General features: G+C 72.9%; 15 protein-coding genes. 6 read left to right on the top strand and 9 right to left on the bottom strand.

The annotated features are described in order from the left end of the window. Positions 1-89: 89 nt before the first annotated feature. A complete protein-coding gene (locus ACGFYY_RS31385) occupies positions 90-635 on the bottom strand; it encodes a gamma carbonic anhydrase family protein (protein ID WP_365279877.1) in 546 nt (181 codons plus the stop codon). Between the two features lie 139 nt (positions 636-774). Between ACGFYY_RS31385 and ACGFYY_RS31380 the strand changes: the two genes are divergently transcribed. Then, complete coding sequence (locus ACGFYY_RS31380) at positions 775-1,683, top strand: acyltransferase (protein ID WP_393714579.1); 909 nt, start codon at positions 775-777, stop codon at positions 1,681-1,683. A 12-nt stretch (positions 1,684-1,695) separates the two neighbouring features. On the opposite strand, the gene ACGFYY_RS31375 is transcribed toward ACGFYY_RS31380, so the two are convergent. Beyond that, entirely contained in the window at positions 1,696-2,562 is an 867-nt protein-coding gene (locus tag ACGFYY_RS31375; protein WP_365279883.1) for a DMT family transporter, read from the bottom strand. A gap of 106 nt (positions 2,563-2,668) precedes the next feature. Here ACGFYY_RS31375 and ACGFYY_RS31370 point away from each other — a divergent pair, with 106 nt between their 5' ends. Then, positions 2,669-3,283 (top strand): XRE family transcriptional regulator, encoded by a 615-nt coding sequence (locus ACGFYY_RS31370; protein WP_365279898.1) that lies wholly within the window; start codon positions 2,669-2,671, stop codon positions 3,281-3,283. On the opposite strand, the gene ACGFYY_RS31365 is transcribed toward ACGFYY_RS31370, so the two are convergent. Further along, positions 3,280-3,684 (bottom strand): CoA-binding protein, encoded by a 405-nt coding sequence (locus ACGFYY_RS31365; protein WP_365279886.1) that lies wholly within the window; start codon positions 3,682-3,684, stop codon positions 3,280-3,282. The genes ACGFYY_RS31370 and ACGFYY_RS31365 overlap by 4 nt on opposite strands. Before the next feature lie 135 nt (positions 3,685-3,819). After that, on the bottom strand, positions 3,820-4,344 hold the full coding sequence (locus ACGFYY_RS31360) for a hypothetical protein (protein WP_393714576.1): 525 nt from the start codon (positions 4,342-4,344) through the stop codon (positions 3,820-3,822). Positions 4,345-4,427: 83 nt separating this feature from the next. Here ACGFYY_RS31360 and ACGFYY_RS31355 point away from each other — a divergent pair, with 83 nt between their 5' ends. From ACGFYY_RS31355 to ACGFYY_RS31345, 3 genes are all read left to right on the top strand, one after another. Further along, the gene (locus tag ACGFYY_RS31355) at positions 4,428-5,054 is read left to right on the top strand and encodes a YigZ family protein (RefSeq protein ID WP_393714574.1); all 627 of its coding nucleotides are present in this window, start codon (positions 4,428-4,430) and stop codon (positions 5,052-5,054) included. Positions 5,055-5,139: 85 nt separating this feature from the next. Continuing rightward, positions 5,140-6,309 (top strand): exonuclease SbcCD subunit D, encoded by a 1,170-nt coding sequence (locus ACGFYY_RS31350; RefSeq protein WP_393714572.1) that lies wholly within the window; start codon positions 5,140-5,142, stop codon positions 6,307-6,309. Further along, positions 6,306-9,317, top strand: coding sequence for an AAA family ATPase (locus tag ACGFYY_RS31345; protein WP_393714570.1), 3,012 nt, complete (start codon positions 6,306-6,308; stop codon positions 9,315-9,317). Before ACGFYY_RS31350 ends, ACGFYY_RS31345 begins: the two co-directional genes overlap by 4 nt. A gap of 80 nt (positions 9,318-9,397) precedes the next feature. Here the strand turns inward: ACGFYY_RS31345 and ACGFYY_RS31340 are convergent, their stop codons facing one another. Further along, the gene (locus ACGFYY_RS31340; RefSeq protein WP_365275977.1) at positions 9,398-9,844 is read right to left on the bottom strand and encodes an Lrp/AsnC family transcriptional regulator; all 447 of its coding nucleotides are present in this window, start codon (positions 9,842-9,844) and stop codon (positions 9,398-9,400) included. Positions 9,845-9,938: 94 nt separating this feature from the next. Here ACGFYY_RS31340 and ACGFYY_RS31335 point away from each other — a divergent pair, with 94 nt between their 5' ends. Then, positions 9,939-10,490 carry a rhodanese-like domain-containing protein gene (locus tag ACGFYY_RS31335; RefSeq protein WP_393714567.1) on the top strand — a complete coding sequence of 184 codons (552 nt, stop codon included), beginning with the start codon at positions 9,939-9,941 and terminating at the stop codon, positions 10,488-10,490. An 85-nt stretch (positions 10,491-10,575) separates the two neighbouring features. On the opposite strand, the gene ACGFYY_RS31330 is transcribed toward ACGFYY_RS31335, so the two are convergent. The 4 genes from ACGFYY_RS31330 to ACGFYY_RS31315 form a co-directional block, all read right to left on the bottom strand. After that, positions 10,576-12,279 (bottom strand): DUF885 domain-containing protein, encoded by a 1,704-nt coding sequence (locus ACGFYY_RS31330; protein ID WP_393714565.1) that lies wholly within the window; start codon positions 12,277-12,279, stop codon positions 10,576-10,578. A gap of 247 nt (positions 12,280-12,526) precedes the next feature. After that, a complete protein-coding gene (locus ACGFYY_RS31325; RefSeq protein ID WP_393714563.1) occupies positions 12,527-14,023 on the bottom strand; it encodes a GNAT family N-acetyltransferase in 1,497 nt (498 codons plus the stop codon). A gap of 158 nt (positions 14,024-14,181) precedes the next feature. Then, the gene (locus tag ACGFYY_RS31320) at positions 14,182-15,750 is read right to left on the bottom strand and encodes an alkaline phosphatase D family protein (protein ID WP_393714561.1); all 1,569 of its coding nucleotides are present in this window, start codon (positions 15,748-15,750) and stop codon (positions 14,182-14,184) included. Between the two features lie 152 nt (positions 15,751-15,902). Further along, complete coding sequence (locus ACGFYY_RS31315) at positions 15,903-16,754, bottom strand: alpha/beta fold hydrolase (RefSeq protein WP_393714559.1); 852 nt, start codon at positions 16,752-16,754, stop codon at positions 15,903-15,905. Positions 16,755-16,947 lie beyond the last annotated feature (193 nt).

The raw sequence follows: 16,947 nt of genomic DNA, 5'->3' as shown, positions 1-16,947 counted from the left end.
GGTCCGGCAGCAACGGCTCGATCCGTGCCCATTGGGCGTCAGTCAACGACACACATCAACCAACGATCAGATGATCGGTAAGAAACGGCCTAGGCGTCCGGGGTCACCGAGGCGCGGTGCTGCTCGGCCAGCTCCACGTACATCAGGGCGTTGACCTTGATGCCCTCGCGCTCCTCGGCGGTCAGCTCACGGCGCACCTTGGCGGGCACGCCCGCGACCAGTGAGCCGGGCGGGACGACCATGCCCTGCGGGACCAGGGCCTGGGCGGCCACCAGTGAACCGGCGCCGATCACGGCGCCGTTCAGCACCGTCGCGCCCATGCCGATCAGGCAGTCGTCCTCGACGGTGCAGCCGTGCACCACGGCGTTGTGGCCGATGGAGACGCGCTCGCCGATCGAGACGGGAAAGCCGGGGTCCACGTGGACCGTGCAGTTGTCCTGCACGTTGCTGTCGGCGCCGAGAGTGATCGGGCCGCAGTCGGCGCGCAGCACCGCCGAGTACCAGATGCTCGCGCCGGCCGCGAGGGTGACGTCGCCGACCACGACCGAGGTCGGAGCCGTGAAGGCCGTCGGGTCGATGTCCGGGTTCTTGCCGCCGACACCCGCCACGAGTGCCTGGGCCGCCTGGTACGTCATGTTCTCTTCCTCTGCCGTCTGTCGTCCGGTTGCCGCGCTAACGGCACCGTAGGCCACGTACGGCGACGTGCCCGCGATGGGGTGAAGATCACAGGAGTGTGGTCGGGGCGACGCGGGTCCGGCGCACTACCGTGGCCGGGTGCCGAAGAAACAGAACACGTTCTCATCTCTGACGGCCGCGCGCCGCCGGCTGGCGAGCCGCGTGGTCCACACCGGCTGGCGCTGGATGCAGCAGGCCGGTGCGGTCACCGCGCAGACCCCGGGGCGGCTCAGGTTCGGGGCGATCGGGGACGGCACCCGGCTCGCCTTCCCGCAGGGCACCGTCTTCGGTGAGCGCTGGATCGAGCTCGGCGGGCACTGCATCATCGGCGAGCAGGTCACCCTCACCGCCGGGATGATGCCGGACCTCGACCTGGGCGCCGAGCCGATGCTGATCCTCGGCGACGGGGTGGTCATCGGCCGCAACAGCCACGTCATCGCGGACGCCCGGATCACCATCGGGTCGAACACCTTCTGCGGCCCCGGCGTCTACATCACGTCCACCAACCACAGCTACGACGACCCGCACGAGCCCGTCGGCCGGCAGTGGCCGCGCAGCGAGCCCGTGGAGATCGGCCCGGGGTGCTGGCTCGGCACGGGCGCGGTGATCCTGCCCGGAGCGCGCCTCGGCCGCAACGTGGTGGTGGCCGCGGGCGCCGTCGTACGGGGCGAGGTGCCCGACCACTCCGTGGTGGCGGGGGCGCCGGCGCGCGTCGTACGGCGTTGGCAGCCGGAGACGGGCTGGCAGCCGCCCCTGCGCACGCCGACGCCGGTGCCGATCCCGGACGGGATGACCCCGGAGCAGCTGCGCGGTCTGGCCGAGCTGACGGAGGCCGAGCTCGCGGAGGCCGAACGGGCGGAGGCGGGGCTCACGGAGGCGGAACTTACGGAGGCGGAACTTACGGAGGCCGGACCGGCGGAGCCCGGCATGGCACAGGCCCGGCCCATGCAGGCCCGGCCCGTGCAGGCCCGGCTCGCGCACTCCCCGCTCGCGGACGCCGAGAAGTAGCGCTTCGCCGTTTCAGCCCGCGGCCAGCAGAACCGTTCCGGCGAGGGCCAGGCCGGCGCCTGCGGCCTGGACCGTACGCAGTCGCTCCTTGAGTACGGCGAAGGCGGCGAGCGCGGTGATCACCGGGTAAAGGGAGGACAGTACGGCGGCCATGGTGACCGGGCCGTTCTGGGCGGCTATGGAGTACGTGCCGTTCGCCGCGACGTCCGCGAGGCCGACGAAGGCCAGGGCGGGCAGCAGCCCCCACAGGAGCTTCGGGCCGGTACCGGCCGGCAGGGCGGGTATGCCGCGCCGGGTCTGTGTCCACAGGGCGGCGCCGCCGACGGCGACGTTGGTGACCCGCTGCACGAACAGCGCGAGGAACAGCCCGGTGATGGTGCTGGACGCCTCCGCGATCAGGGCCATCACGGCGCCGAAGCCGAAGGCCGCGACCAGGGTGAGGACGACGGCCTGCCGCTGGACGGGTGCGCCGCGCAGTTCCGGGCCGCCCGCGAGGACGATGCCGACGACCGCCACGGCGATCCCCGCGAACTGGCCGAGCCCGGGCCGCTCGCCCAATATCAGCCCGGCGGTGACGGGTACGACCACGCCGAGAGAGCCCAGCGGCGAGACCACGCCCATCGGGCCGAGTGCCAGTGCCTTGTAGAAGCTGAGCATGGCGATCGGCCCGACCAGGCCCGCGCCGACCGCGAACCACAGCTGCGGACCGGCCTCCCGCCAGGCGCCCGTGCCGAGGACCACCGCGCCGAGCACGACCACGGCGACGACCTGCGAGACGACGACCACCGTGAGCGCCGGGATCCGACGGGTCAGCAGCCCGCCGCCGAAGTCGGCGAGCCCCCACAGCACGGCTGTGGCCAGGGCGAAGAGGGCGGTCATGGAGGGCCTCGCAGTACAGTGCGGTGAACGCTGGAGTGCAGCATCGAATACAGAACACGTTAGTGCACTCTGTTGGACTGTGTCATCCAAAATATTGGACGGAATGGTGTCGGATCTCGAACAGCTCACCCAGGCGCTCGCCCAGAACCTCAAGCGGTGGCGCGGCGAGCGTGGTTTCACCCTGGATTCCCTGGCCGCTCGCGCGGGAGTGAGCCGCGGGATGATCATCCAGATCGAGCAGGCCCGTACGAACCCCAGCGTGGGCACCACGGTCAGGCTGGCCGACGCGCTGGGCGTCAGCATCTCCGCGCTCCTCGACCACGACAGGGGCCCGCAGGTCCGGATCGTCCAGCCGGACCAGGTGGTGCGGATCTGGTCCAGCGAGGCGGGCAGTTCGACGACGATGCTCATCGGTACCGACGAGCGGGGGCCGATGGAGCTGTGGACCTGGCACCTGGTGCCGGGCGAGGGGACGGACTCCGTCGCGCACCCGTCCGGCACCATCGAGATGCTGCACGTCACGGCCGGGGAGCTGACCCTGGTGGTCGGCGAGGAGGAGTTCCGCGTCCCGGCCGGGGCCGCTGCCACCTTCGAGGCCAACGTCACGCACACCTACCGCAACGACGGCCCCGAGCCGATGGAGATGACCCTCGCCGTGTCGGTCCCCCCGGTCTCGGCGCCGCCCCCCGCGCACACGCACGGGGGCGCGTCCGTGGGCTAGAGCGCGGGGATCTCGATCGCGGGGCAGCGGTCCATGACCATGGTCAGCCCCGCCTCGCGGGTACGGGCGTAGGCGGCCTCGTCGATCACGCCGAGCTGGAACCACACGGCGTCGGCGCCGATCGCCGCCGCCTGGTCGGCGACCTCACCGGCCAGTTCGCTGTTCACGAAGACGTCCACCACGTCCACCTCGAACGGGATCTCCGCCAGCGAGGCGTACCCGGGCTCGCCGTGCACGGTCTCGGCCTTCGGGTGCACGGGGACCACGCGCTTGCCGAACCGCTGGAGCACACGGGCCACCCCGTAGGCCGCGCGGTCCTGGTTGTTCGACAGGCCCACCACGGCCCAGGTGTCGCCCAGCTCGGTGAGGATCTTGCGGATGGTTGCCGGATCGCCGTACACGTGTGCCGCCTCCTGGTGTTCTCGTCCGCACCGGCCCTGACCGCGGCTTCCCCGCCGCCTCGGACCGACGCTCTGCCGGGTCAACCGGAACGGCCCGCGCGCGATTCCCCGCCCCCGGTCCCGGGAGTCCTCCGGCTACCCGGCCGACGGGTCCACGTTCCACCCCCGCGGGAGCGCCCCGTCGCAGAAGACACAGACGAAGTGTTCGTCCCGGACGATGTTCAGCTGCTCGCAGGCGGGGCACCTCCGGAACACCACCTCGTGCGTGAAGCCGCCGGGGTGCCCGATCCCGGCCGCTTCCAAGGCGTCCGCGACCGCCGGCCACGAGCAGGTGTCCGGGCAGTATCCGGTCGACTGGTTGCTCACCTCACGGACCACCCACCGCCCGAACTCCCGCCCGAAGGTCATCTCCCCGGCGCTCAGCACGGTGCCACCGCCGGCGCACACGACGTGCTCGCTCCGCCGTGGCGCGAGCCGCAGCACACCGGCACCGTCGACGACGAACGTGAAGGGCTCGCACAGCTCGGCCGCCGCGGGCCCCGAGGCCCAGTCCTCGAACTCCTCGGCCGAGCGGATGCGCCGACCCCCGCCCTCCGGCCGCACCAGCGCCCTCAGCTCGACCGGTCCCACGTACCGGTAGTTCCACCCCCGCGGTTCCATGCCCGCCAACCTAGGGCCCAGGCCGTGCCCCGAACCCGCCAGGGGCGGGAAGGGGCCCGTTCTGCACCGCTTAGGGTGGTGAGGTGAAGGCAGACCAGTACGTGACGGTGGCCCGCGAGGGCGTGCACGAGTCCGAGATCAACCGCTCGCGCTTCCTCTGCTCCCTCGCGCCCGCCGCGACCGAGCAGGAGGCCCAGGACTTCGTCGCGCGCGTCCGCAAGGAGCACCCCACCGCCTCGCACAACTGCTTCGCCTACGTCGTCGGCGCCGACGCCTCGGTCCAGAAGGCGAGCGACGACGGCGAGCCCGGCGGCACCGCCGGGGTGCCCATGCTGCAGATGCTCATGCGCCGCGAGATCCGCTACGCGGTCGCCGTCGTCACCCGCTACTACGGCGGCGTGAAGCTCGGCGCCGGCGGGCTGATCAGGGCCTACGGCGGGGTCGTCGGCGAGGCCCTCGACGAGCTCGGCACCGTCACCCGACGCCGCTACCGGCTGGCGACCGTCACCGTCGACCACCAGCGGGCCGGCAAGACCCAGAACGACCTGCGCTCCACCGGCCGGACCGTGGTGGACCTGCGCTACGGCGCCGAGGTGGAGATCGAGGTGGCCCTGCCGGAGGCCGACCTGCCCGCCTTCGAGGCCTGGCTCGCCGACACCACCGCGGGCAGCGCCGGTCTCACCCTCGGCGGAGAGACGTACGCGCCCTGAGCGCCCCCGGGGACGGGTTAGCGTAGAGGGGTTCAGCGAGCGGGAGACGACCAGGGGGAGACGGCATGCGCGGCGGGGCCGGCGAGTGAAGTTCCTGCACACCTCCGACTGGCACCTCGGCCGGGCCTTCCATCGGGTCGACCTGCTCGGCGCCCAGGCGGTCTTCATCGACCACCTCATCGAGACCGTGCGGGAACGCGGGGTCGACGCCGTCCTCGTCGCCGGTGACATCTACGACCGCGCCGTACCCCCGCTGCCCGCCGTCGAGCTGTACGACCGGGCCCTGCACCGCCTCGCCGACCTCGGCGTGCCCACCGTGATGATCTCCGGCAACCACGACTCCGCACGCCGGCTCGGCGTCGGCGCCGGACTGATCGACCGGGCCGGGATCCACCTGCGCACCGACCCGGCCGGCTGCGCCGACCCCGTCGTCCTGGCCGACGTACACGGTGACGTGGCGCTGTACGGCCTGCCGTACCTGGAGCCCGCCCTGGTCAAGGAGCAGTTCGGCGCGGAGAAGGTCAGCCACGAAGCGGTCCTCGGCGCCGCCATGGACCGGATCCGGGCCGACCTGGCCTCCCGTCCGCCCGGCACCCGTTCGATCGTCCTCGCGCACGCCTTCGTCACGGGCGGGCAGGCCAGCGACAGCGAGCGCGACATCACCGTCGGCGGGGTCGAGGCCGTACCCGCCTCGGTCTTCGACGGCGTGGACTACGCCGCCCTCGGCCACCTCCACGGCAGCCAGACCATCGACGACCGGGTCCGCTACTCCGGATCCCCGCTCGCCTACTCCTTCTCCGAGGCCGACCACCGCAAGACCATGTGGCTGATCGAACTGGGTGCGGAAGGGGAGATCACCCACGCCGAGCGCGTCGACACCCCCGTACCCCGCACCCTCGCCCGGCTGCGCGGACCGCTGGAGGACCTGCTGCGGGACCCCGCGCACGAGGTGCACGAGGACGCCTGGGTCGAGGCCACCCTCACCGACCCGGTCCGCCCCGACGACCCCATGGCCCGCCTCGCCGCACGCTTCCCGCACACCCTCAGCCTCGCCTTCGACCCCGAGGGCCGCCAGGAGGAGACCGGCGCCTCCTACGCCCAGCGGCTCAAGGGCCGCAGCGACCAGGAGATCGCCGAGGACTTCGTCGCGCACGTGCGCGGCGGCGGCCACGCCGACGAGGCCGAACGGGCCGTACTGCAGGGCGCCTTCGACGACGTACGGGCCGACGACAGCCACCGGGAGACCCACCGATGAGGCTGCACCGGCTGGCCGTGACCGCCTTCGGACCCTTCGCCGAGCCCCAGGAGATCGACTTCGACGCCCTGTCCGGCGCCGGCATCTTCCTGCTGCACGGACCCACCGGGGCCGGGAAGACCTCCGTGCTCGACGCCGTCTGCTACGCGCTCTACGGTTCCGTGCCCGGCCCCCGTCAGGCCCCCGGCACCAGCCTGCGCAGCGACCACGCCGCCGCCGACACCCCGACCGAGGTCACCCTCGAACTCACCGCGGGCGGACGCCGGTTGGAGATCAGTCGACGGCCCGAACAGGAACGCCCGAAGAAGCGCGGGACCGGCACCACCAAGGACAAGGCCCAGAGCCGGCTGCGCGAGCACACCGGCGAGGGCTGGGAGTCGCTCAGCCGCTCCCACCAGGAGATCGGCGAGGAGATCGAGCAGCTCCTCGGCATGAGCCGCGAGCAGTTCTGCCAGGTCGTGCTGCTGCCCCAGGGGGAGTTCGCGAAGTTCCTGCGCGCCGACGAGGCGGCCCGCGGCCGCCTGCTCGGCCGCCTCTTCGACACCCGCCGCTTCGCCGCCGTCGAGGCGCTGCTCGGCGAGCGCCGCCGGGCCGCCGAGGCCAAGGTCCGGGCCGGCGACGAGAAAGTGCTCCACACCGCCCAGCGGCTCGCCCAGGCCGCCGGCGACAGCGCCGACCTACGGGCCTGGCCGATGCCCGGCCACCAGCCGGGCGACCCCGGACTCGCCGAAGCCGTCCGGGCCTGGGCGGCCGTCGCCCGGTGCGCGGCCCGGGAACGCCTCGACGTCACCGAGTACGCCCTGGCAGCCGTCGAGAGCCGGCACGCCGCCGCCCGGCGGGCCGCCGAGGACGCGCGGGAGCTCGACCGGCTGCAGCGCCGACACGCGGAGACCCTGCGACGGGCCGCGCTGCTGACCGAGGCCGAGCCCGAACGGGACCGCGTGCGCGACCTGCTGGACCGGGCCCGGCGCGGCGCCCAGGTGGCCCCCGCCCTGGAACTGCGGGGCGCCGCCTCCGCCGCGCACCTTGCCGCCGCGCACGCCGAGACCTCCGCCCGGGCGCAGCTCCCGCCCACCCTGAAGGAAGCGGGGGTCGAGCAGCTCGCCGATGTCGAGCAGCGGCTGCGCGAGGCCCTCGGCGCGCTCGGCGCGGCGCAGCGGGCCGAACAGCGCAGCGCCGAGATCGGCCGCGAACGGGCCGACCTGGAACGGGAGTCCCGCGCCGCCGAGGAACAGCACCAGGAGTCCGCCGAGTGGCTGGAGCGCTGGGAGGCGACCCGTACGGCGCTGCAGGAGCGCGCGGACGCCGCCCAGCAGGCCGCGACCCTGGCCGAGCAGCTGGCGGGGCGACTGGAACCCGCCCGCATGCAGCTGAACGCCGCCCGGCGACGGGACGAGCTCGACGTCGGCGCGGCGCGCGCCGAGGGCGAACTGCTCACCCTGCGCGAGGATTCGGCCGCCGCCCGGGAGCGCTGGCTGGAGCTCAAGGAGGCCCGGCTGCGCGGGATCGCCGCCGAACTCGCCGACGCACTGGTCGCGGGGGAGGCCTGCACCGTGTGCGGGTCCGCGGAGCACCCCGCTCCGGCCCGCCCGGCCCCCGGTCACGTGGACCGCGCCGCCGAGGACGCCGCCCACGCCCACTTCGAACGGGCCGAGCAGGCCAGGGCCGCCGTCGAGCGCCGGCTCGCCGCCGCGCAGGAGGCCCGCGCCGAGGCGGCGGCCGCCGCCGGGGACGCCACCACCGCCGAACTGCTCACCCTGACCGCCGACCTGAGTGCCCGCCATGCCGCCGCCCACGCCGCGGCCGCCGGCCTGCACGCCGCCCGGGAACAGCTCGCCCGCGCCGAGCGGGAGCACACCGCGCGCAGCGCCGACCGGCAGGGCGCCGAGACCCGGGCCGCCGCCAGGGCCTCCCGACGCGAGGCCCTGGACCGCGAACAGGCCGGACTGGAGGCCGAACTGGCCCTCGTACGGGACGGCGCGCCCACCGTCGCGGCCCGCGCCCGCACACTGGAGGACCGGGTCCGGATGGTCTCCGGCGCCGCCACCTCGCTGCGCCGGGCCGAGGCCACAGCGGCCCGGCTGAAGGAAGCCGACGACCAACTCGCCGACGCCTCGTTCAAGGCCGGGTTCGACACCGTCGAGGCCGCCGCCGACGCGGTGCTCCCCGAGTACGAACGCACGGCGCTCCAACACCGGATGGACGCCTGGCAGACGGAGGAGGCCCTGCTGGCGGACCGCCGTCGCGAGACCGGCGCCGCCGAGGCGGCAGCCCTGCCTCCGGCCGCACCGGACGCGGCCGAGGCCCGTGCGACCTCCGCCGCGGCGAAGCTTCGTACGGCGGGGTCGGCGGCCGACGCGGCCCGGGTGCGCTGCGCGGAGCTCGACCGGCTCTCCCGGCAGGCCGAGCAGGAACTGCGCGCGCTCGGCCCACTGCGCGAGGCCTACGACCGGGTCGCCCGCCTGGCCGGACTCACCGCCGGCACCTCCGCCGACAACGAGCGCAAGATGCGCCTGGAGGCCTACGTGCTGGCCGCCCGCCTGGAGCAGGTGGCCGCCGCCGCGACGGTACGGCTGCTGCGCATGTCCGGCGGCCGCTACACGCTGGTCCACTCCGACGCGCGCGCGAGCGGACGGGGGCGCTCCGGCCTCGGACTGCACGTGGTCGACGCGTGGACCGGCAGTGAGCGGGACACCGCCACCCTGTCGGGCGGCGAGACCTTCTTCGCCTCCCTCGCCCTGGCGCTCGGCCTCGCGGACGTGGTGACGGACGAGGCGGGTGGGATGCGGCTCGACACCCTCTTCATCGACGAGGGCTTCGGCAGCCTCGACGACCAGGCGCTGGACGAGGTGCTCGACGTCCTGGACTCGCTGCGCGAGCGGGACCGCAGCGTCGGCATCGTCAGCCACGTCGCCGACCTGCGGACCCGCGTCCAGGCCCAGCTGGAGATCGTCAAGCAGCGCGGTGGCTCCGTGGTGCGCCACCGGACGGCGGCGTTCACGGACTGAGGGCTCACGGTCTGAAGGCTCAAGGAGTGAGGGGCTCACGGACTGAAGGCTCAAGGAGTGAGGGCTCACGGACTGAAGGCTCAGGGGCTGAGCGGTCTGCGGGGCAGCGGCGAGGAGTACACGATGCTCGTCGTCACCGGTCCGAGGCCCGAGATCCGGCCCGTGACCTCCTCCAGGTGCGCCATCGAGCGCGCCGCGACCTTGAGGACGAAGCAGTCGTCCCCGGTCACGTGGTGGGCCTCCAGGATCTCGGGGGCCGCCTCCAAGAAGTCGTGGAACGGCTTGTAGTTCCCGTGCGGGTAGCGCAGCCGGACCAGCGCGAGGATCGACTTGCCGAGCTTCTCCGGATCCACCACCGCCGTGTAGCCGGTGATGATGCCGCTCTCCTCCAGTCGGCGGACCCGCTCGGTGACGGCGCTCGCGGACATGGACACGGAGCGGGCGAGCTCGGTGAAACTTGCGCGCCCGTCCCGCTGGAGGGCTTCGAGGATCCGCCAGTCGGTGGCGTCAGGGGAATAGTCGGTCATGGTGCAGGTCTAGCAGGGGATTCCCCGGTCGGACAAGGAAAAGGCCGGGGAAAGCCACTTCCGACGGTGATCAACAGATCGTAGATTTCTTGCCATGACGACGACGCAGAACACCGCACCCGCCACCGGACACGCCACCGCCCCCGCCCCGGCACCCGCCCCGGCCACCCTCAACCCCGTGCTCCGCGTGCCCCCGGCCTCCCCGGCCGCTGCCGCCGCGTACTTCTCCGCGAGCCTGGCCTTCCACGCGGACGTCTCGGATGTCGCCGCCGCCTTCAAGGCCCACCGCGAGCAGGGCCACGAGCTCGGCTTCCAGCTCGTCGACTCCCGCTCCACCCCGTCCTGGGACCAGGCCCACGTACCCGGCGCCGTCCACCTGCCCACCGCCCTCGTCCCCGAGCAGGCCGAGCGGATCCTGGACAAGAACATTCCCGTGGTCACGTACTGCTGGGGCCCCGGCTGCAACGGCGGCACCCGCTCCGCCCTCGCCCTGGCCGAACTCGGCTTCCAGGTGAAGGAGATGCTCGGCGGTATCGAGTACTGGATCCGCGAGGGCTTCGAGGTCGAGACCTGGCAGGGCGGCCGGCAGCGCGCCGAGGCCGACCCGCTGACCGCGCCGACCGACTCCGACGACTGCGGCTGCTGAGGTGTGCGTCCCACGGCGCGGACGAGGACGGGTCGCCCATCCCCGAGGATGAGCGGCCCGTCCGTCGTCCGTCGTCGGGGAGCCGTCAGAGCTTCGACAGCTCGTCCACCAGATCGTCCAGACCCAGCGAGCCCTGCGACAGCGCCGCCATGTGCCAGGCCTTCAGGTCGAACGCGTCGCCCCGCGCGGCACGCGCGTTGTCCCGGCCCAGCAGCCAGGCGCGCTCGCCCAGCTTGTAGCCGATGGCCTGCCCAGGCATCGACAGGTAGCGGGTCAGCTCGCTCTCGACGAAGTCCGCCGGCCGGCCGCTGTGCAGGCCGAAGAACTCCTGCGCCAGGTCCACGGTCCAGTGCTCGCCCGGGTGGAAGGGCGAGTCCGCCGGGATCTCCAGACCCACGTGCATACCGATGTCCACGATGACCCGCGCCGCGCGCATCATCTGGCAGTCCAGGTAACCCAGGCGCTGCTCGGCGTCCTTGAGGTAGCCCAGCTCGTCCATCAGTCGCTCCGCGTACAGCGCCCAGCCCTCGGCGTTGGCGCTGACCATGCCGACGGTGGCCTGGTAGCGCGAGAGCTGGTCCGCCACGTGCGTCCACTGCGCGAGCTGCAGGTGGTGGCCCGGCACGCCCTCGTGGTACCAGGTGGACACCAGGTCGTACACGGCGAAGCGGGTCTGGCCCATGGTGGGCAGCCAGGTGCGGCCCGGGCGGGAGAAGTCCTCCGAGGGGGACGTGTAGTACGGCGCCGCGGGGCCGCCCGGCGGGGCGATGCGGGACTCCACCTTCCGTACGCGCTCGGCGAGTTCGAAGTGGGTGCCGTCGAGGTTCTCGATGGCCTCGTCCATCAGGCCCTGGAGCCAGGCCTGGACCTCGTCCACGCCCTCGATGTGCGTGCCGTGCTCGTCCAGGTGCTTCAGCGCCTCCCAGGGGCCGGCCCCCGGAAGGATCTTGGCCGCCTCGGACTTCATCTCGGCGAGCAGCCGGTGGTACTCCGACCAGCCGTAGGCGTAGGCCTCTTCCAGGTCCAGTTCGGTGCCGTTGAAGAAGCGCGCCCAGCGGGCGTAGCGCTCGCGGCCCACGGTGTCGGGCTTGCCCTCGACGGCCGGGGCGTACACCGCGCTCATCCAGTCGCGGAGTTCGACGACGGCGGCGGTCGCACCCGCGGCCGCGGAGTCGAGTTCGGCGCGCAGGGAGTCCGGACCGGCGGAGACGAAGCCCTCGAAGAAGGGCGTCTCGGTGCCGTCCTGGCCGACCCAGGTCGTGAGCTGGCCGATCATGGTGGTGGTGGCGCGGGGGCCACCGTACAGGCCGCGCTCCAGGCCCAGTCCGAGGCTCTCGCGGTAGCCGTCGAAGGCGGCGGGTACGGCCCGCAGGCGCTCGGCGATCGCCGCCCAGTCCTCGTCGGTGTCGGCGGGGGTCAGGGAGAAGATCTCACGGACGGAGTGCGCGGGGCTGTGGATGTTGCTGACCGCGCACAGGTCCTCGTCGGCCTCCAGCACGGCGAGTTCGGCGGTGAGGCGCTCGCGCAGCAGCCGGGCGCAGCGGCGTTCGGCGTCGCTGTCGGCTCCGGGTACCGACTCGGCGGCGTCGAGGGCCGTGAGGGTCTCGCGGATGAGCTCGGCCAGGGCCGCACGGCCCGCCGGGGAGAAGTCCGGGAGCTTGCTCGAACTCGCGGCGACACCCAGGTAGGTACCGGTGATCGGGTCGAGGGCGATGAGGTCGTCGACGTACGCGTCGGCCACCTGGCGGGGCAGCCGGGGTGCACTGCCGTTGTGGAGGGTCTCTGACATGCGGACATCTTCGTATGCGAGACGGGTTCCCGTCATCACCGAATGCCGCCGGACTGCTGACGAGGGCCGGAGCGGTGTCGGTGATCCGTGCGAAGAATCTTCAACCACCGTACTCGACAAGCCACTTCGCGTCTGCGGTAGGAGGGTCGTCGGGAGCCGTGTGCGCGCAGCTTGGCCGGATTCCGCCGGAACCGCCGCTCCCGCCGGAGCCGGTACCCCGGTCGGGGTCCCGGTCCGGACGGAGCGTTCAGCGGCGGTGGCGCGGTGCCGACTGCTCGCGGGGGAGTTCGTGCGGGAGCTCACGGGGGAGTTCGTAGGGCGGTGCGTAGGGCGGACGGGAGTTGACCGGGGTCGCGTCAAGCCGGGCCGTGATCACCAGGATGCCCTCCTCGATCTGGTAGTCGAGGGGCAGACCGAGGCCGCGCATGGCGGCGACCATCCCGGTGTTGGAGGCCTGGGTGACGGCGTACACGCTGTCGCACCCGGCCTCGACGGCCATCGCCAGGAGCCGGCGCAGCAGCTCGGAACCGATGCCGCGGCGCTGCCAGTCGTCCTCGATGAGCAGGGCGACCTCGGTCTCGTCCCCGTCCCACAGCAGGTGACCGAGGGCGACGAGCTTGCCGGAGGCGGTGGTCGCGGCGAGGGTGCGGCCGAAGCGGGGGCTCAGCAGATGGCCGAGGTAGCGGTCGGCGTCGTTGACGGGGCCGTGGTAGCGCAGCGACAGGGTGCGCTCCGAGCAGCGGTCGTGCATGGCGCGGGCCGCCGGCAGGTCGGAGCCGTCGGCGCGGCGGACGGTGATCTCGTTGCCCTCGGGCAGGGTCAGTACGTCCTGGCTGCGCGGGACGCGGGGGCCGAGCCGGGCGTCGAGCTCGACGAGGGCACGGGCCCGGGCGAACTCGGTCGGGGTGAAGGGCAGGTAGGGACGCTCCACGGTGATCGCACCGCCGGAGGGGTCGCGCAGCCGCATGACCGTGGCCTCCAGGACCCCTTCGACCGGGGCGTCCGCGCCGGTGTTGGGGCGGCCGGAGAGGGTGGTCGCCGGGATCGAGTGGATCGTGCAGCGGCCGAGCAGCTGACGCAGGGCGAGGGGCAGCTCGGCGGCGTCGAGGGCGGTGCGTGTGGCGAGGCCGAGGACCCGCGTCGGGGTGTCGACCAGGTCGTGGGCGTCGGCGCGCTCGATCCAGGTGCTGTGGCCGCCGGCCCGGGCGGCGGCCCGGCCGAGGTCGGCGGAGGGCAGCTCCTGCGGGGCGCGCAGGAGGAACTCGTCGACGGTGCCGCCCTCGGGGAGCGGGTGCGTCTGGAGGGTCAGGATGTCGACGCCGTTGCGGGCGAGGGCGGTGCAGAGGGCGGCCAGGGAGCCCGGCTCGTCCCGTACGGTCGTGCGCATCCTCCAGAGGCTGGTGCTCGTGCTGGTGCTGGTGCTGGTGCTGTTCGCGGTGGCCGTCGATGTCGCGGGTGCGCCGGAGCCGGCCGACGGGAGCCGCTCCGGATCGGTGGGGGCCGTGCTCGGCGGCGGGGGCGCATGGCTGTGGCGTCGGGCCCACCAGGTGTGGAAGGCCGCCGTCACCAGGAGTGCGACGGCCGAGGCCACGAGCAGGACAGGGCCCCTCGGGCCGTGCACGACGAGATTGGCGATGGCGTCGGCGACCGCGACGGCGCAGAACATCGCGGCGAGTTCGACGACGTCACGGCGCCAGTGGTGACGGTGGGGACGGTGGGCGGGGGCGGGGTTACGGTCAGTCATGCACACCACTGTGGCGTAGGGGTGTTGCGTGATCACGAACGATCTGTGACCGACTGGTTAAGTGTCCATCTGGCCGATTTCACCCAGTTTTCCGGCGCGTTTCCGGCTCGTAGGTCCGACGGGGCTGATCCGTCCGCCGGATGCGGGGCCTCCGGGCGTCACTGGCCCACACGCCCGGGCTGGAGGGTCCGCGTGAAGAGCACGTTTCCTCCCTGGCGGCGCAGGCGGACGGTGAGCTCCCCGCTGCCGCCGTCGATGTCGACCTCGCCGTAGTACGGCGGGTTCTCGGACGGTGACATGTTGGCGAAGGGGGCCGACTGCACGTAGGCCGTCTCCGGGCCGAAGGTGGCATCGAGTCGTCCGGCCGGGAAGCCGCCGGCGCCGATCGGGCCGGAGACGAACTCCCAGAACGACGCGAAGTCGGTGAAGGCCGCCCGCTCCGGCGCGTAGTGGTTCGCGGCGGTGTAGTGCACGTCGGCCGTGACCCAGAGGGTGCCCGTGATGCGCTGGTGCTTGATGTGCCGCAGGAGCTCGGCGATCTGGAGCTCGCGACCCAGCGGAGCGCCGGGGTCGCCCTGGGCGACGGCCTCGAAGTTCGCGGCCCCGTCGGGGACGACGATGCCGAGTGGCATGTCGGCGGCGATGACCTTCCAGGTGGCGCGGGAGCGGGACAGTTCGCGCTTGATCCAGGCCAGCTGCTCGGGGCCGAGGATGCCGATGGGGTCCTCGGCCTGGGTGCCGGGGGAGTTGGCGTTCCGGTAGGTGCGCATGTCGAGGACGAAGACGTCGAGCAGCGGGCCGTACCGCATCACCCGGTACATCCGGCCTTCGGCGCGGCCGCCGCGCAGGTCGGTGACGGGGAAGTACTCGCCGAAGGCCTGGCGGGCGCGGGCGGCGAGGACGTCGGCCTGCTTGACGGTGTAGCGGGGGTCGTCGATGAGCTGGCCGGGGTACCAGTTGTTGCGCACCTCGTGGTCGTCCCACTGGGCGAGGACCGGGACCTGGGCGTTGAAGCCGAGCAGGTTGCGATCGAGCAGGTTGTAGCGGAAGTTCCCGCGGAACTCGGCGAGGGTCTCGGCGACCTTCGCCTTCTCCTCGGTGGTGACGTTGCGCCAGAGGCTGCCGTCGCGCAGCGGCGCGGTGGCGTTGATCGGCCCGTCGGCGTAGATGGTGTCCCCGCTGAAGAGGAAGAAGTCGGGGTCGCGCAGCCGCATCTCCTCGAAGACGCGGTAACCGCCGAGATCGGGGTTGATGCCCCAGCCCTGGCCCGCCAGGTCGCCGGACCACAGGAAGCGCACGTCGTGACGGCGGGAGACGGGGGTGGTGCGGAAGGTGCCGTGGACCGGCGCGGAGGCGCGGCGCGGGTCGTCGGGGTCGGTCAGGAGGACCCGGTAGTGGATCTGCCGGCCGGGCGGCAGATCGCGTAGCACGGTGGTGCCGGTGAAGTCGCTCGACGGGCCGAGCAGCGGGCCGCGGTGGCGGCGTACGGCGTAGCGGAACGACTCGCTCGGCGAGGTCTCGACGTACATCCGGGCCAGGCGGTCGGAACGGGTCCAGACGGTGGCCGAGTGGGCGGTGATCTCGCCGGACTGGACGCCCCAGAGCGCGGCGGGCCGGCCGGAGCGCGCGAAGGCGGGGACGCCGAGCGCCGGGGCGGCGATCAGCGCGGAGGACAGGGCGAGGGACCCGCCGATGAGGGACCGTCGGGTGTGCGGGATCGATGCCATCGGTACGTCTCCTGGGGCCGGCGAGGACGGGTCGGACCAGAGTGCCGTCGCACACCGGCCCGGCCGCGTCGCCCACGCGAACCCCGGATGAACAGCCGTCAGCCGCTCATTCGTTCACCTGTTCAGATGTTCGGCTGGTCCGGGCCCGTCCTTCAGGCGGCCACGAGCCGCGCGCTGCGGGCCGTGTCCAGCACCACCCGGGACACGAGCGCCGGATCGTCGTTCATCGGGACGTGGCCGCAACCCGGGAGCCGGACCAGCCGGGCGCCGGGGACCGTGTGCTTGGCGCGGATGCCCTGGCGGCGCAGCAGCAGCCGGTCACGGGTGCCCCAGGCGATGGTGACGGGCATGCCGGGCACGTCGGCGGTGAAGCGTACGGAGCCGCCGGCGGCCAGTGTGTCCTCGAACCCGGTGGCATCGCGCAGGGCGAGGGTCTCGGCGACGACCGCCTCGGCCGGACGGCGGGCGGGGCGGGCGTAGATGGTGCCGGTGAGCGCGGCGCGACCGGCGGCGGTGCGCGAGAGCCGCCGGACGGCGGGCAGGGGTAGCGCCCTGGCGCCGGCGCGCATCGCGAGGAGGGTGGCGAAGGCGTAGCGACGCTCGGCCTCGGTCCAGAACCCGGCGGGGGAGAGGGCGGTGACGGAACGGACGAGGTTGCTCCGGCCCATTTCGAGGGCGAGCAGACCGCCGAGCGAATTGCCCGCGACGTGCGGCCGCTCGACACCGAGGGCCGTGCAGAGGGCCCCGAGAGCCGGAGCCACCGTATCCAGGGAGTACGGAACCCCCTGGGGCAGGGGCTCCGACGTGCCGAAACCGGGCAGGTCGACGGCGATCACGTCGTGCTCGGCGGCCAGGATGTCGATCACCGGGTGCCAGGCCTGCAGGTGGTGGCCTATGCCGTGCAGCAGGAGAAGGGGTTCGCCGGCACCTTTGCGCTCGTAGGCGATGGTGGTGGGGCGGGGGCCGAGCGGCGAATCGATCGTGAAGGAGACCGTGGCGGTCATGCTGCTCCTCGTCGGTTGGACGCGTGCGAGACAGGATGTCAGTAATGCCTACCGCCATGATTACCGTCCGGTAGCCCTTGACTACAAGCCTTCCGTGCCCACGAGAACATCCCATGAACGGCTTGATACATATGCCCGTTCTGCCCGGCAAAGGTACGAGCATTGGTCTTGACCAAGGGGGTGTGCCGTCCTA

This window comes from Streptomyces sp. NPDC048331, from assembly GCF_043201215.1.
Classification (GTDB): domain Bacteria; phylum Actinomycetota; class Actinomycetes; order Streptomycetales; family Streptomycetaceae; genus Streptomyces.
Note: the sequence above shows the minus strand (reverse complement) of the source record. Positions and strands in the feature narration are given on the sequence as shown.